The sequence below is a fragment of the Devosia sp. P3_B2 genome (assembly GCF_056402875.1).
In genome coordinates, this window is record NZ_JBFUGO010000011.1 from 1 (window position 1) to 15650 (window position 15650).

14 protein-coding genes and 1 riboswitch are annotated in these 15650 nt (G+C 66.1%); of the genes, 2 read left to right on the forward strand and 12 right to left on the reverse strand.

Features of this window, described 5'->3' with window-relative positions:
* Nucleotides 1–246: 246 nt before the first annotated feature.
* Nucleotides 247–813: a methyltransferase family protein gene (locus tag AC1DV8_RS16890; protein WP_477150600.1), complete on the reverse strand. Its 567-nt coding sequence runs from the start codon at nt 811–813 to the stop codon at nt 247–249.
* Nucleotides 814–1012: 199 nt separating this feature from the next.
* Between AC1DV8_RS16890 and AC1DV8_RS16895 the strand changes: the two genes are divergently transcribed.
* The gene (locus tag AC1DV8_RS16895) at nt 1013–1876 is read left to right on the forward strand and encodes an alpha/beta fold hydrolase (RefSeq protein WP_477158246.1); all 864 of its coding nucleotides are present in this window, start codon (nt 1013–1015) and stop codon (nt 1874–1876) included.
* Nucleotides 1877–1879: 3 nt separating this feature from the next.
* Here AC1DV8_RS16895 and gcvPB read toward each other — a convergent pair whose 3' ends face one another.
* The 7 genes from gcvPB to AC1DV8_RS16930 all read right to left on the reverse strand — a co-directional run bounded on the left by gcvPB (nt 1880) and on the right by AC1DV8_RS16930 (nt 8583).
* Nucleotides 1880–3415, reverse strand: coding sequence for an aminomethyl-transferring glycine dehydrogenase subunit GcvPB (gcvPB, locus tag AC1DV8_RS16900; RefSeq protein WP_477158247.1), 1536 nt, complete (start codon nt 3413–3415; stop codon nt 1880–1882).
* Complete coding sequence (gene gcvPA, locus AC1DV8_RS16905; protein WP_477158248.1) at nt 3412–4767, reverse strand: aminomethyl-transferring glycine dehydrogenase subunit GcvPA; 1356 nt, start codon at nt 4765–4767, stop codon at nt 3412–3414. Before gcvPA ends, gcvPB begins: the two co-directional genes overlap by 4 nt.
* An 8-nt stretch (nt 4768–4775) precedes the next feature.
* The gene (gcvH, locus tag AC1DV8_RS16910; protein WP_477158249.1) at nt 4776–5138 is read right to left on the reverse strand and encodes a glycine cleavage system protein GcvH; all 363 of its coding nucleotides are present in this window, start codon (nt 5136–5138) and stop codon (nt 4776–4778) included.
* Nucleotides 5135–6304, reverse strand: coding sequence for a glycine cleavage system aminomethyltransferase GcvT (gcvT, locus tag AC1DV8_RS16915; RefSeq protein ID WP_477150595.1), 1170 nt, complete (start codon nt 6302–6304; stop codon nt 5135–5137). The genes gcvH and gcvT overlap by 4 nt, the downstream gene beginning before the upstream one ends.
* 148 nt (nt 6305–6452) lie before the next feature.
* Nucleotides 6453–6541: riboswitch (glycine riboswitch) on the reverse strand.
* Between the two features lie 59 nt (nt 6542–6600).
* The gene (locus tag AC1DV8_RS16920; RefSeq protein WP_477150594.1) at nt 6601–7188 is read right to left on the reverse strand and encodes a hypothetical protein; all 588 of its coding nucleotides are present in this window, start codon (nt 7186–7188) and stop codon (nt 6601–6603) included.
* Nucleotides 7189–7199: 11 nt separating this feature from the next.
* Nucleotides 7200–7697, reverse strand: a complete 498-nt coding sequence (locus AC1DV8_RS16925) for a redoxin family protein (protein WP_477150593.1) — start codon at nt 7695–7697, stop codon at nt 7200–7202.
* A 64-nt stretch (nt 7698–7761) separates the two neighbouring features.
* Complete coding sequence (locus tag AC1DV8_RS16930; RefSeq protein ID WP_477158250.1) at nt 7762–8583, reverse strand: protein-disulfide reductase DsbD domain-containing protein; 822 nt, start codon at nt 8581–8583, stop codon at nt 7762–7764.
* Between the two features lie 127 nt (nt 8584–8710).
* Between AC1DV8_RS16930 and AC1DV8_RS16935 the strand changes: the two genes are divergently transcribed.
* The gene (locus AC1DV8_RS16935; protein ID WP_477150591.1) at nt 8711–9289 is read left to right on the forward strand and encodes a YqgE/AlgH family protein; all 579 of its coding nucleotides are present in this window, start codon (nt 8711–8713) and stop codon (nt 9287–9289) included.
* Between the two features lie 67 nt (nt 9290–9356).
* Here AC1DV8_RS16935 and AC1DV8_RS16940 read toward each other — a convergent pair whose 3' ends face one another.
* From AC1DV8_RS16940 to thrC, 4 genes are all read right to left on the reverse strand, one after another.
* A complete protein-coding gene (locus AC1DV8_RS16940; RefSeq protein WP_477150590.1) occupies nt 9357–12239 on the reverse strand; it encodes an EAL domain-containing protein in 2883 nt (960 codons plus the stop codon).
* Between the two features lie 74 nt (nt 12240–12313).
* Complete coding sequence (locus AC1DV8_RS16945) at nt 12314–12913, reverse strand: GNAT family N-acetyltransferase (RefSeq protein ID WP_477150589.1); 600 nt, start codon at nt 12911–12913, stop codon at nt 12314–12316.
* Nucleotides 12914–12931: 18 nt separating this feature from the next.
* Nucleotides 12932–14194 (reverse strand): M16 family metallopeptidase, encoded by a 1263-nt coding sequence (locus AC1DV8_RS16950; protein WP_477150588.1) that lies wholly within the window; start codon nt 14192–14194, stop codon nt 12932–12934.
* Nucleotides 14195–15595: a threonine synthase gene (gene thrC, locus AC1DV8_RS16955; RefSeq protein WP_477158251.1), complete on the reverse strand. Its 1401-nt coding sequence runs from the start codon at nt 15593–15595 to the stop codon at nt 14195–14197. It abuts the gene before it with no gap.
* Nucleotides 15596–15650 lie beyond the last annotated feature (55 nt).

Consider the following 15650-nt stretch of genomic DNA (forward strand, 5'->3'; position numbering starts at 1 on the left):
AGCGGCTTGACCGGCGAACCGGTCCTTGCCGTGATGGTTTCCGCCTGAACTGCAGCGACCCGCAGCCCACCCGGTCTCCCCCGCACCAACCACTCGTCATGATCTCGCTTCGGTGCAGCGGATGGGGGGAGAATCGCATGGGTGGGGAGTGAGGGGGATAGAATCGTGCAAGATTCTCGCAACGCCTTGCCCGGCCTCACAATTGCGCCGCGGCATCGCGAGGCCGCCTGGGCGTGGTGACTCCGCTCACCTACTCTGCGGGTTGCCGCCAAGCCGCGGCCAGAAGAACCCGGTGCGCCGGCGATAGTCAGCATAGTCCGCCGCCATTTCGGTGCGTGAGAACTTCCGTTCCTCACCCAGGGCCGCGAGCACGTAGATCACCGTGATCACGACCAGCGGCACGACAGACCACGGCGACCAGGTCGCCACTGCCCAACCGATCCAGAAGATCAGATAGGACGTGTAGAACGGGTGCCGCAGGTAGCGGTAGGGGCCGCCGGTGACGAGGCCGTGCGGGTTCCGCACGTCAAAGGCCATCTTCAGCCGCGCCGCCCGCGAGGCCTTGATGGCGGACCAGAACATCCAGATGGCGAGGCCCTCGAGCATGAGGGCGACAAGGGTTGCCAGCAGCGGCTGGCTCTCGATCCACAGCAGGGCCACATAGATGGCAGCGGTGGCGAGCACCACCACCGAGATCACCACGGTGCCGGTGGGCATTTTGGGCGAGTTGAAATGCGCTTTCAGCGACCAGCTGTACTGGGCGATCACCGACAGGCTGACGGCACTGACGATCAGATCGAGGATCAGGTCCATTCGCATTCTCCCTGTGACGCCAGTCGATTTCAAAATCACGCTACGTAGTGTTTGGGAGCTAAACAAGTCGCAGTTGCATGGCGGCGCCAGCGATATCGGTAAAATACAAGCTTTCAGCTTCGTCGTTGCTTCACCGTGCCGGTTGACCGGCACGTAGTGAGTGTCTGGCAGAGTCCGGTCGTTCTCGAAGGACGCCCGCATGACCGTCTACCACAGCACAGTGCAGACCCGCTCTGCCTCGATCCGCCTCAGCGAAAGCGATGGCCGGGGCGAGCCGCTCGTGCTGCTGCACGGGTCGGGCGCTTCGCGAAAGGTGTTCGGCAAGCAGTTCGACAGCCCCCTGGCCGAGCGGCACCGCCTGATCGCGCTTGATTTGCCGGGACATGGGGCATCGAGCGATGCCGAGTCACCGGCCGACTACGGTGTCGACGCGCTCGCCAGCACTGTGGCCGAAGTTCTCGCACACAAGGGGATCGACCACGCAGTGGTGTTCGGCTGGTCGCTTGGCGGCCATGTCGGCATCGAGTTGATGGCGCGACACCCGGGCGTTACCGGTCTGATGCTGGTCGGCGCGCCGCCGGTCAGCCGCGGCCCCATTGCCATGCTGAAGGCGTTCCAGACCAATCTCGACCTGCTGCTCGCAGCCAAGGAGCATTTCAGCGAGCGCGAGGCGCAGCGCTTCTACGAGATGTGCTACCACGGCGCCGGCGACCCGACCTTCCTGCAGTCGATCCGGCGTGCCGATGGCCGCGTCAGGCCGGCGGTGTCGCGGAGCCTTCTCAGGGGCGACGTGGCCGACCAGAAGCAGGCGGTGGAAGAGGCCACGATCCCGATCGCCATCGTCAACGGCGCCAATGAGCCGGTCGCGCGGCTCAGCTACCTGGCGGGCCTGCGCTACCGCACGCTGTGGGGCAATGTCTGCCACATCATCCCCGAGGCGGGACACGCGCCGTTCTGGGACCAGCCCGCCGTCTTCAACGATCTGCTCGGCCGGTTCGCGGCCGATGTGGTGGCGAAGCCCGCCACCACGCCCAGAGAACTGCCGCTCGCCCGTTCGGCCTGAGCCTTATTCGGCCGCCTGCGGCAGCGGCTCGGCCCGTTCCCACTTCAGCACCGGCGAGCGCGCTGCACGCGTCTCGTCGAGACGGCGCCGCGGTGCGCTCATCGGGGCGCTGGTGAAGCGAGCGCTGTTGCCGGATTTCGCATCCGCCGCCAGTTCCAACATCACGTCGCAGAAGTGGTCGAGCGTCTGCTTGCTCTCGCTCTCGGTCGGCTCCACCAGCATCGCGCCATGCACCACCAGGGGGAAGTACATGGTCATCGGGTGGAAACCCTCGTCGATCATCGCTTTGGCGAAATCGAGCGTCGAGACGCCGGTGCCCTCGAGGAAGCTGTCGTCGAACAGCGCCTCGTGCATGCAGGGCTGGCCGGGGAACGGCACCGAGAAGGCGCGCTCGAGCCGCGCCTTGATGTAGTTGGCATTGAGCACGGCATCCTTGGCAGCCTGCGCCAGCCCGTCGCCGCCATGGCTCAGCATGTAGGTCAGCGCGCGCACGTACATGCCCATCTGGCCGTTGAACGCGGTGATGCGGCCGAGGTGCTGGCCTTCAGCGTGCTCCACCAGTTCGCCTTTCCGGACGAATGGCACCGGCGCGAACGGCGCCAGCGCTGCCGACAGCACCACCGGGCCGGCGCCCGGCCCGCCACCGCCATGCGGGGTGGAGAAGGTCTTGTGCAGGTTGATGTGCATGGCGTCGATGCCGAGATCGCCCGGCCGCACCACGCCCATGATGGCGTTGAAGTTGGCACCATCGCAGTAGAAGAAGGCGCCCGCCTCGTGCACGGCGGCGGCGATCTCAATCACCTCCGGCTCGAACAGCCCGCAGGTATTAGGGTTGGTCAGCATGATCGCCGCGACGTCGGGGCTCAGCGCCGCCTTCACAGCCTCGACATCCACCGTGCCGTCATCGCGCGCCGGGATCGAGCGCACGCTGTAGCCGAGGAAGGCCGCCGTCGCCGGGTTGGTGCCGTGGGCGCTCTCGGGCACCAGCACGACCTTGCGGTGCCCCTGCGCCGCCGCTTCCTGCGCGGCGCGGATTGCCATCATGCCGGCCATCTCGCCATGGGCGCCGGCCTTGGGGGTCAGGCATACGGCAGCGGTGTTGGTCAGCGTCAGCAGCCAATGCGCCAGCTCATCCATCAGTGCCAGCGCGCCCTGGACGGTCGAAACGGGCTGCAGCGGGTGGATGTCGGCGAAGCCTGGCAGCCGGGCCATCTTCTCGTTGAGGCGCGGGTTATGCTTCATGGTGCACGAGCCGAGCGGGTACATGCCGCTGTCGATCGAGTAGTTGAGCCGGCTGAGCCGCACATAGTGGCGCAGCGTCTCGGGCTCGGTGAGTCCTGCCAGATCGATCTCGGATTTCCGCTCGAAGCCGCCGAGGAACGCGCCGTCGATCTTCACGTCCGGCAGGTCGACGCCGGAGTGCTCGCGGTCGCCGATCTCGAACAGCAGCGGCTCGTTAGGGAGCAGCGACGAGCCTGAGACGGAGGTGAAATCGGACGTGCCGACGCCGGTCGGGCGGCCCTGGTTGTTCATGCTCATTGGGCTTGCTCCGAGAGGGCGGCGTGGAGGCACTCGGCCAGCATCGCGATATCGTCGTCGGTGGTCAGTTCGGTGGCCGCGAGGACGATGAGGTTGGCGCAATCCGGATTGTCCGGCTCCAGCCGGCTGACCGGGAGGCCAGCGAGGACGTCGGCTCTGGCTAGCAGTTCGACGATCGGCGCTGCGGGGACCGGGAGGCGGATGGTCATCTCGTTGAAGAAGCTCTTGTTGAGCAGTTCGACGCCCGGCACCGTGCCGAGCATGCGCGCCAGCTTCACCGCATTGTGGTGATTGAGGCGGGCCAGTTTCACCAGTCCGGCCTCGCCCAAGAGCGACATGTGGATCGAGAAAGCCAGCGCGCAGAGCCCCGAGTTGGTGCAGATGTTGCTCGTCGCCTTCTCGCGCCGGATATGCTGTTCGCGGGTCGAGAGCGTCAGCACGAAGCCGCGATTGCCGTCGGCATCGACGGTCTCGCCGCAGAGCCGACCGGGCATCTGCCGGATGAACTCCTTCTTCGTCGCCATCAGCCCGACATAGGGGCCGCCGAAGTTTAGGCTGTTGCCGATCGACTGGCCCTCGGCGACGACGATATCGGCACCCAGTGCACCCGGGGCCTCGATGAGGCCCAGCGACACCACTTCGGTCACCACGACGATCAACAGCGCTCCAGCGGCATGCGCCGCGTCGGCGGCGGCGCGCAGATCGCGCAGGTGGCCGTAGAAGTCCGGCGTCTGCACCACGATCGCGGCGGTCTCGCCATCGATGCGGTTGAGGATGTCGCCCTGCCCTTCCGGGGAAGCCGGCAGACAGATCAAATCTGGGCCGTCGCCGAGATAGGTCCGCACCACGTCGCGATAGTGCGGGTGCAATCCGCCCGACAGCACAATGCGGTTGCGGCGGGTCAGCCGGCGCGCCATCAGCACGGCCTCGGCTGTAGCGGTCGAGCCGTCATACATCGAGGCGTTGGCGACCTCCATGCCGGTGAGATGCGCCACCTGGGTCTGGAACTCGAACAGCATCTGGAGCGTCCCCTGCGAGACCTCCGGCTGGTACGGCGTATAGGCCGTGAGCCATTCCGAACGCTGGATCAGGTGATCGACGCTCGCCGGCACGTGGTGCCGGTAGGCGCCGGCGCCGATGAAGAACGGGCCATCGCCAGCCGCGTGGTTCCGGCCGGCCAGCGCCTTCATGTGCGCTTCGACGAGGAACTCGGGCGAGTGTGCGGGCAGGTTCACCGACTCGGTCAGCAGGGCTGAGCGCGGCACGCGGGCGAAGAGGTCAGCGGCGGTCTTGGCGCCGATGACGGCGAGCATATCGGCCCGCTCGTGCTCGGAATGGGGAAGGTAGCGCATCGAAATCCTCAGGCAGTCAGCTTGGCGTAGGCGTCGGCGTCCATCAGCCCGTCGAGCTCAGCGGGGTTGTCGAGCTGGAGCTTGAAGATCCAGCCATCGGCTTCTGGCGACGAGTTGATGAGGCCGGGTTCGCCCGAGAGCGCCTCATTGACGGCGGTGACGGTGCCGGAGACTGGGGAGTAGATCTCGGAGGCGGCTTTCACCGATTCCACTACCGCGGCCTCGTCGCCGGCCTTCAGCTTCTGGCCCACCTTGGGCAGCTCGACATAGACGATGTCGCCCAGCTGTTCCTGGGCGTAGGGCGTGATCCCCACGGTGCCGATGGAGCCCTCTTGGGTGATGTACTCGTGGTCCTTGGTGAACTTGGTCATTTGCTGGCCTTCCGGACATAGCGATGGGGAACGAATGGGGTGGCGACGGCTTCCGCCGCCTGGGTCTTGCCGCGCACCATCACCTGCAGTTTGGTGCCGGGGGCGGCGTGGTCTGGCGGCACGAAGCCGATGGCGATGGCGCGGCTGAGGCTCGGGGCGAAGCCGCCCGAGGTGACGACGCCGATCTCGGCGCCGTACTGGTCGAGGATCGCAGCGCCTTCACGGGCCGGCGCGCCCTCCACCGTCAGCCCGACCCGGACGCGCTCCAGCACCCCGCCAAGTTCGGCGAGGATGCGCTGCGCGCCGGGGAAATCCGCAGCCTCGCGGCGGCGTTTCGAGATGGCGAAGTTTAGGCCGGCCTCGACAGGCGAAATGGTCTCATCGAGGTCGTGGCCATAAAGCGGCAGCCCGGCCTCGAGCCGCAGGCTGTCGCGGGCGCCGAGGCCGATCGGCTTCACCCTGTTATCGGCGAGCAGCGTATCCCAGAAGGCGGCGGCGTGCTCCGGATCGACGAGGATTTCAAAGCCGTCCTCGCCGGTATAGCCGGAGCGCGAGATCACCAGCTTGGTGTCCCGCCAGTCGAACGAGCCGTAGTGCATGAAGCCCAGTTCGGCGGCTGCGGGCACGATCGCGTCGATCACCGCCGCCGCCTCCGGCCCCTGCAACGCCAGCAGCGCCGCGTGGTCCGAGCGGTTGAGCGTCGCCCGCCCCAGCGCCGCTGTGGCGATGCGCTGGAAATCGGCTTCTTTGGTGCCGGCATTGACCACGATGTAGAGCGCCCCGCCCCAGCCCTCGGCTGCTGGTCGGGCGACCATCAGGTCGTCATAGGTGCCACCCGCCTCGTTGAGCAGCAGCGTGTAGCGGATTTGCCCGGGTTTCAGCCCCTTGATGTCGCCGCAGATCAGCGGCTCCACCACTTCGGCCACCGCCGCGTGGTCGGCTTCGCCGTCGCCCGACTTGTGATCGAGCACGAGGAAGCTCGGGCCCATATGCGAGACATCGAACAGCCCCGCATGCTCGCGGGTCCATTTGTGCTCGGCGATGATGCCGGCGGGGTATTGCACCGGCAGCGAATAGCCGGAGAACGGCACCATTCGCCCGCCAAGCGCAACGTGCTTGTCGTTGAGGACTACGGTCTTGAGGTCGTCTGCAGGTTGTTCGGCCATTGGGACACCAGGGGTTGACTGCACAGCAACGCGTGAGCAACCGCCCCCGCGTTCGTGCCCCCTCTGTCCGCTAACCTGAGAGATTTCCTCGCCGCCTATGGGCGAGTTGCTCCTTCGGTGGGGTGTGGTCACCCGCTTTCCAGAGTTCAGTCTGACTACGGTCCGGTTGCCTGAGAGTTTCCGGGGCGGTTGCTCCTTCGGCGCCGGCGCGAAGCCGGACTCTCCCGCAGTCGAGGTATGCTAAGCCGGGTTTACGGGGCGGAGTCAATCCGCCCCTCGCCGGCTATACAGTCACGTCAGCTGTCGAAGCCGACCCAGATCACGATCTGCTCGCCGCCGGTGTAGGGGATAGCGACGTTCTCGACCACCTTCACGAACTCTTCCGACTGGTTCGGCGGCGTGATGGTGACGGGGATTTCGTAGCGCTCGGAGAACAGCGGAACTTCGTCGCGTTCCACCGCGAAACGCACCGGCACGTTGACATTGGTCTGGTTGCCGGCGGGCCCGAGCAACAGGCGGCCGACGATACCCATCTTCACGGTGATCAGCCCGTTGGACACCACGCAGTTGCGCGACTGCTTCTCGATCACCGCCTGGTAGTTCAGCGCGCGCGCGTCACCCACCTTGCCCTTGCCGTAGTAGAACAGCGCTTCGCCGCCCAGCCGCACCTTGATCGGCGGGCATTCGGTGGCGATGGCGGGCAGCGCATTGGTGCTGGCGGTTGCCAGTTCCTGCTGCGTGGGGTTGGCGGTCTGCATGGGAGACGGACCGCTCGCGGCGGGCGCGAACATATTGCCCATCGAGCAGGCCGAGAGCGCAAGCGCCACTGCGCCAATCGAAACCAGCCGTGCGCCCTGCGTCGCCGCCACTTCAACAAACCCCATGCGACTGCTCCTTACGCACTTACTCGCGACGCTTCGAGGGCCAGCAGCACAGCCGGCGCGCCGCTGACGGTCACTCCTGCCACATCCTGCACGAAGAGGTCCTTAACGACGCCGTTCTCGATGATCATGGCGAAACGCGCGAAGCGCTTGCCAAGATCGTTGGATGTCTTGTCCAGCCCAAGCGCATCGGCCAACTGGGCGTGGGCATCGGCGATGAAATCGACCTTGCCCAGGGCCTCGGAACGCTGTCCCCAGGCCTTAGTCACATGGTGGTCGTTGACAGTGCCGCAGACGACGCGGTCGACGCCGAGCGCCTTGAATTTCGCGGTGTTGGCGACAAAGCCAGGCAGGTGCGAGGTGTCGCAGGTCGGGGTGAAGGCGCCCGGCACGCCGAAGAACACGATCTTGCCGGTGCCGAGCACGGCGTCGGCGGTGGTATCGACAGTGTCGCCGCTGGTCACGAGCTTGACGGGAACGGACGGAATCCTGTCGCCGGGCTGGATCGTCATCTCTGTGCTAGCTCCCCATGACCAAAACTCGAACACCCGGAACCCGGGCGCGAGGGACCTTAGATCAGTCGTCCGCTGCCGTCGACCCGGCGGACGAAATCCGCCGCTCGACCGAGAACGGACCCATTTCGGTCATGAATGTGAGCCGGACGGGCATGCCCTCCACGTCGCGGCTACTTTCTCCCCCGAGCAGTGGCAGGAGGACTAGTTTTCCATCCGGGCTTTTTTGCGGCGCACCAAAGAGTTGCCCACCTTCTCCGGCATCGGCGATGAGCGATTGCGGGTCGACCTCAGGGTCGCTGACCTGCACCGCCAGCGCGCCGCTCGCGGTGTCCAGCCCCACCCAGGCGATCGGGTCGCGCGGGTCTTCCCAGGGCATCGGTGTAAGCGCTAGCGCCTGCGCGATGCGCAGCCCCTGCACCCGGTCGGGGGTAGCAAAGGACAACGGCAGGTCGAAGCTTGCCGTCACCGGCACGCAGATGTCGGAGCAGACGCCCATCACCACCTGCAATTTGAGGTTGGTGGCCGCACCATCGAGCTTCAGGTCCACCGGCAGCACCGTCGGGCCGCGATAGACGAAATCAACATAGCCGGTCTTGGTCTCGCGCAACGGGAACGGCCACAGCACTTCGTGGCTGAGCACGCCGGTGGAGCCGCTGAAATCGAAGGTGGTCGGAATGCCGGTTTCACCGGGCACCCGCCAATAGGTGTTGGTGGCCATCGGCATGTCAATCTCGAGCGCCACCGTGGTGGTGCCGTCGGACTTCAGCACATCGGACGAGATCAGCCGGACCCTCGCATCGGGGGCAACATCCTGCCACGGCGTTTCGGCCGCCGTGGCGGGGAGGCTGAGGGCGGCGATAAGCAGAACTGCCGGGGTGCGCATGGGTTTCCGGATAGCCGAGCGCACCCTAAATAGAAAGGCGGATCAGGTCTTCGTGAAGCTAGGCAGAGTGCCCGGGCCGGGTCTAGATTAGAGGCATCCGGCCAAGCCGGTGCCAGGAGATGTCGTCATGGAGTCGCTCAGGGGCCAGTTTCTCGTCGCCATGCCGGACATGGGCGATGACCGTTTCCGCGATACCGTCGTCTATCTGGTCGGGCACGGCGAAGAAGGAGCCATGGGGCTGGTGATCAACCAGAGCCTCGAGGACATGAAGTTCGCCGATATCCTCGAAGAGCTGCAGCTCGGCGAGAAAGACGAACTCATCCAGCTGCCCGACGAAGTGCGCAACCGCAAGGTGCTGCGCGGCGGCCCGGTGCAGAAGAGCCGCGGTTTCGTGCTGCACTCGTCCGACTATTTCCGCGTCGGCAACTCCTACGAAGTCACCGACGACATCTGCCTCACGGCGACGCTCGACATCCTCAAGGCCATGGCCTTCAAGAACTCGCCGAGCGAGGCGCTGTTCGCGCTCGGCTATTGCGGCTGGAGCCCGGGGCAGCTCGAGACCGAAATACAGGGCAATGGCTGGCTGACGGTGCCATTCTCACGCGAACTGCTGTTCGGGCTGCCGATCGAGAACCGTTACGACGCAGCGCTGGCGAGCTTGGGGATCACGCGGGCGACGCTGAGCGCGACGGCGGGGCATGGTTGAACGGGGTCCCGGCTTTCGCCGGGGTGACGGCCGGTGATGGTGGAGAGACCGCGGGTAGCGCCGCGCCCTACTTGCCGCTGAACTGGCTCTGCAGGCGCTTGCCGAGTTCCGCGCCGCTCATGGCGGCGCCGAAGGCGTAGCCCTGGGCGTACTGGCAGTTGAGCTGCTGCAGCCGCTCGATTTCCTCGATGGTCTCGACACCCTCAGCGATGACGCTGAGGTCGAGTTCCGTCGCCAGCGTAATGATGGCGCGGATGATCGGCACCTGGGTGTGGCTCATGCCGCTGTCGTCGCCCAGTTGCACGAAGGCAGCGGGGATCTTGATGGTGTCGAATGGGAAGCGGTGCAGGTAGCTGAGCGATGAGTGTCCTGTGCCGAAATCGTCGAGCGCGAGGCGGAGGCCGAGGGCGCGCAGCGCGTTCAGCACATAGGCCGAGTGCTCGGGGTTGCTCATCACCTGGCTCTCGGTGATCTCCAGCTTCAGGTGGCGGGCGATCTGGCGGTGGTCGGAGACCAGCGCGCGCATGTCGTTGAGCAGCGATTCCGTCGCAAGCTGCGCCGGCGACAGGTTCACCGAGACGAAGAAATCCTCGGGCAGCGGCAGCGATGCCGCCCATTCGCGGGCCTGCCCGGCGGCCTGCTCGAACGCGACGCGGCCGAGGCGCTCGATCAGCCCGGTGCGCTCGGCCAGCGGCACGAACTCCTCGGGCGGAACCACGCCACGCTGCGGATGATTCCAGCGCATCAGCGCCTCACATCCAGCGATCGTGCCAGAATGGATGTCCATGATCGGCTGGAACTGCACCGCCAGCTCGCCATGGCGCAGCCCGCGGTCGAGGTCCTCTTCGCCGGCCTTGGAATAGGCGGCGATGGAACGGGCGGAGGCGCGGAAGGCTTCGATGCGGTCGCCGCCCAGGCGCTTGGCGTAGTACATGGCGAGCTCGGCATCGCGCAGCACGTCGGGCGCGGCGACCGGGTTGCCGTCATAGATGGTGACGCCGATCGAGGCGGTGAGGCTCAGGTCGCGCTCGCCGAAGTTGAAGGGCGACTTCAGGGCCTTGCGGATCTGCTCGGCGGTCTCGGCGATCTTGCCGGCGGCCTGCTCGGAGGCGAGAATCACGCCGAACTGGTCGCCGCCGAGGCGCGCGACCGTATCGAGCGGGCGCATGACGCGGGCGACGCGGCGGGAGATCGCCAACAGCACGGAGTCGGCGGCGGAGTGCCCAACCCGCTCCTCGAGCTCGGTGAAGCGATCGATATCAATGAGGAACACCGCGGGCTTGGTGCCGTTGGGCAGGCGGGCACGGACCAGGGCGCGCTCCAGCCGGTCGAGGAACAAGTGCTTGTTGGGCAGACCCGTCAGGCTGTCATGCACGGCGTCGTGCAGCAGGCGCTCGCGGCTGGCGCGGTCCTCGTTGACGTCCTGCAGGGTGCCGACGATGCGGTTGACCTGGCCGTCGCCGCCGAGCACCGGCTTCACGCGCATGCGCATGGTGCGGAAACTGCCGTCGTGGGCAGTGAGGCGCACGTCGGCCGAGACCTTGCCGCGGCGCAGTTCCACCAGCGTGTCGAAGGCGGTGCGGAAGCGGTCGCGATCCTCCGGATGCACTCGGTCGAGCCAGCGCTTGATCGAGCCGCGCAGCGCACCACGCCGCTCGCCGAGACGGGTGCCGAGTTCATCGGAGACCGAGACGCGGTCGCGCTCGATGTTCCAGTCGAAAACGAAGTCGCCCGAGCCGGTGAGCGCCAGTGCCCGTCGTTCCACTTCGGACAGCGTGCCGATCGACACCTGCCCCTCGGAGAAGGCGTGCTGCACCGAGGTGAAGCCGAGCAGCATGACGATGAGCACGAGGCCGCCCGCCACCGCCGGCTGCGCCACGTCGTTCGACACCTGACCGGTGACCACCAGCCAGGCGTAGAACAGCCAGGCGATGTAGATGACCCAGGTCGGCACCAGCAGCACCGCCCGGTCGTAGCCGCGCAGCGCCAGCAAGAGAATCAGGAAGAAGCCGGTGACCCCGAGCAGCGCCAGCACCAGCCGCGCCACGGTCGCGGCGATCGAGGGCTGGAAGAAGGCGAAGCCGAAGAGCGCGAGGAACACCACCACGAGCGCCAGCGCCAAGTGGATGAAGCGCAGGTGCCAGCGGTGGAGGTTCAAATAGATGAACAGGAAGCCGAACAGCGTCGTGGCGATGCCTGCCTCCGCCGCCGCCCGGAACGGTTGCATGGCCCCGTTGGAGATGCCCAGCAAAGGTCCGAGCACGCCGAAATCGACCAGCAGGTAGATCAGCACGGCCCATGAGAACGCCGCCGTCGCCGGGAAGATCCCGCGCCCCTTCACCACGAACATGATGGTGAGGAACACCGCCGCCAGCGCCGCAACACCCAGTACCACGCCGCGGAACAGCGTGAACGAGTTGACGTAGTCGCGATAGGCGTCGGGTTTCCACAAGTAGAGTTCCGGCAGCGAGCCGTTCGACAGCTCTGCGACGAAGGTCACGGTGGCGCCCGGGTCGAGCACCACCTCGAAGACGTCCGCTTCGCGGTCGGTGAGGCGGGTCGGCCTGAGGCCGGCGCTCGGGGTCAGCACCTTGATGCGCTCGGCACCGAGATCGGGGCGGAACACGCCCGAGCCGGGCAGGCGGAAGAATGGCGCCACCAGCAAGCGCTCGAGCTGCACGTCGGAATCGTTGCGCAGCGCGAACAGCGCCCAGTTCGGGTTGCTGCCGCCTACGGAAGCCAGCACTTCGATGCGGCGGATGATCCCGTCTTCACCGGCGGCGGTGGAGAGCTGCACCTTGCCTGCGTCGCCGGGAACGATATCGACCACGCCGGTGAGGTTCACGGCGTTGACGTTCTCGGGGGCGGTGATGACGTCGAAAGCGGAGGCAGGAAGGTTCCCGGCCAAAGCCAACGCAATGCACATCGCGAGGAAGAGGATGTGACGCATTAGATGAAAAATGGCCCTGCCGCCGTCATGGTTGGGGAACTTAGGTAGCGGGGTTTCCCCCTTGGGACAAGCATTCACCGGCTGGAGTGCCTAACGGCCGCGTCGTAGCGCTCTCGGGTAAGGCCGAATAGCACATGATCGGCCCATCTGCCGTCGATCTGGAGGTAGTTCTCGGCGTAGCCCTCTTCCGTGAATCCGTTTTTTTCAAGGACGCGGCGGCTGGCCTGATTGTCGGGCAGGAAGGCCGCGTGGATGCGGTGAAGTCCAAGTGTTTCAAAGCAGAACGGCACGACGAGACCCACTGCCTCGGTCATGTAGCCCTTGCCGGCGAACTTGTGGCCCATCCAGTAGCCGAGGTTGACGAACTGCGCGGCACGCCGCCGCACGTTGGAGAGGGTGATGCCGCCGACCAGTTCGCCCTCGCGGGTGAAAATGAAGAAGGCGTAGTCGGTGCCGGCCTTGGCCTCGTCGCGGCCGCGCTTCAGCCGCGACGCATAGACGCGCTGGCCGAGGTCCGAGTCGGTCCAGCGGGGTTCGTAGGGCCTGAGGAAATCGCGGCTGGCACGGCGCAGGTCCCGCCAGGCGATGTAGTCACTCGTACGCGGCGCGCGCAGGATCACCCGCTGACCCGTCAGCACCGGGGTATCGTCGCGAGCAAACCAGGTGAGCATCATGACGCCGTCGCCACGCGTTCAGTTCTTGAGCTGTGCCGCAATGTCGCGATAGTCGGGGAGCTTGGCGACCGGGCCAATGCCCGCCAGCGACACCTTGCCGGCATCGAATATCTGCCGCGCGATCTGCTTCACGCGGTCCGCGGTGATGCGGTTGATCCGGTCGACAGTCTCCTGCAGCGGAATCGTGCGGCCCCACAGGATTTGCTGGCGCGCCAGTTGCCCGGCGCGGGACGATGGGCTTTCGAGCGACATCAGCAGGCCAGCACGGATCTGGTTGCGGACACGGATCACCTCCTCGTCGGAGATCGTCTCGGTCGCCTTGCGCAGTTCATCGAGCACGACAGGCAGCAGGTCCGTGACCTCGTCCTCGCCGGTCGAAGCGGCGACGCCGAAGATGCCGCTGTCGGCGAAGGCCCAGTGGAAGGCGTAGACAGAGTAGCAGAGGCCGCGCTTCTCGCGCACTTCCTGGAACAGCCGCGAGCTCATGCCGCCGCCGAGAATCGAGGCGAGGATCTGCACCGCATAGAAGCCGTCGGAATTGTAGGCGCGGCCTTCCATGCCGAGCACGATGTGAGCCTGCTCGTGGTCCGAGATGAGACGCTGCTCGCCCCCGACATAGGCGGCCTTCTCCGGTGCGGGAGCACCGGTGGTCTTCAGGTCGTGGAAGCGGTTGTTGGCGATGTCGACCAGCGCATCGTGATCGACGTTGCCGGCGGCGCAGAGCACCATGTGGTCGCCCACATAGTTGCGCTCCATGTAGGCGCGGATGGAGTCCGGCCCGAAGCTGTTCACCGACTCGACGGTGCCGAGGATGGTGCGGCCGATGGCCTGATCCGGATAGGCCGCCTGCTGGAACAGGTCGAAGACGTGGTCGTCAGGGTTGTCGCGGGCGGCACCGATCTCCTGGACGATCACCTGCTGCTCGCGATCGAGCTCGTGCTGCTCGAACTGCGAATTCTGGAGGATGTCCGAGAGGATGTCGGCGGAGAGCGCCACATCTTCCTTCAGCACGCGGGCAAAGTAGCCGGTGTGCTCCACCGAGGTCGCGGCGTTGAGGTCGCCGCCGACGTTCTCGATCGTTGACGCGATTTCCAACGCATCGCGGGTCTTGGTGCCCTTGAAGGCCATGTGCTCGAGCATGTGCGAGATGCCGTGCTCGGCTTCGGTTTCGCTGCGCGATCCGGCCTTGACCCAGATGCCCAGGGAGGCGCTTTCGAGATGCGGCATGTCGTCGGTCAAAACGGTCATACCGTTCGGAAGCGTCGTACTCCTGACAGTCACTTATGCTCCTCCAGCACGGGTCCGTGCCGCAATGAACTGCTCAACCTCGGACTGGTCGTTGTCCAGCACCGTGTAGCGTTCTTCTCGTTCATAAAGATCAGACAACCACGCCGGCAAAGCCGGTTCAATGCCCGCCGCTGCCTTGACGGCCGCCGGGAATTTCGCGGGATGTGCGGTGGAGAGCGTCACGACCGGCGACGGCCCGCCTACCAGAGTGCGCGCGACGGCAACGCCGACGGCGCTGTGCGGGTCGAGCAGGTAGCCGGAGGCGGTCTGTACGGCCTTGATCGTCGCGGCGGTCGCAGCCTCGTCAGTGCGGCCCGCGACGAACTGCCGGCGGATCGCCGCCATGCCCTTGTCGGGGATGGAGAAGCCGCCGGATTGCTTCAGTCCGCTCATCATGGACTTTACGGCGTCAGCGTCGCGATCGACCGACTCGAACAGCAGGCGCTCGAAGTTCGAGCTGACCTGGATGTCCATCGAGGGGCTGATGGTAGGGTGGACACCGGTGACCTCGTAGCGCCCGGTTTCGAGCGTACGGGCGAGGATGTCGTTGGAGTTGGTAGCGATGGCCAGCGTCTTGATCGGCAGGCCCATGCGTGCGGCGCAATAGCCCGCGAAGATGTCGCCGAAATTGCCGGTGGGGACGGTGAAGATCACCTCGCGCTGCGGCGCGCCGAGCGAGGCAGCAGCAGTGAAGTAGTAAACGATCTGGGCGACGATGCGGCCCCAGTTGATGGAGTTGACGCCGCTCAGCTGTGTCGCGTCGCGGAAGCGGCGGTTGTTGAACAGGCCTTTGACGATGTCCTGGCAGTCGTCGAACGTGCCGCGTAGCGCGATGTTGTGGACGTTGGCGTCGAGCACCGTGGTCATCTGCCGACGCTGCACTTCGGAGGTGCGGCCTTCGGGGTGGAGGATGAAGATGTCGGTGGCGTCGCGGCCGCGGAAGGCCTCGATGGCGGCGGAGCCGGTGTCGCCGGAGGTGGCGCCGACGATGGTGGCGCGGCTGCCGCGCTTGGCGAGGATGTGGTCCATCACCCGCCCGAGGAACTGCATCGCGACGTCCTTGAACGCCAACGTCGGGCCGTGGAACAGCTCGAGGACGAAGTGCCCCGGCTCGATCTCGACCAGCGGCGCGACCGAGGGATGGCGGAACGTGGCGTAGGCATCGTCGATGATGCGCTTCAGCTCGAGATCGGGAATCTCGCCATCGACGAAGCGGCGGATGATGTCGAAGGCGACTTCGGCATAGGGGCGGTTGGCGTAGGCCGCGATCTCGCTGGGGGTGATCTGGGGCCAGGTTTGGGGGACGAAGAGGCCGCCGTCGCTCGCTAGACCCGCGAGAACAGCGTCTGAAAAGCCGGGCACGACCGCCCCGCCGCGCGTAGAAACGAACTGCATGTAGGGAAAGCGCCCCGCCTTGTTCTCACACGTGCCTGCTGCAGCACGCGGTTTG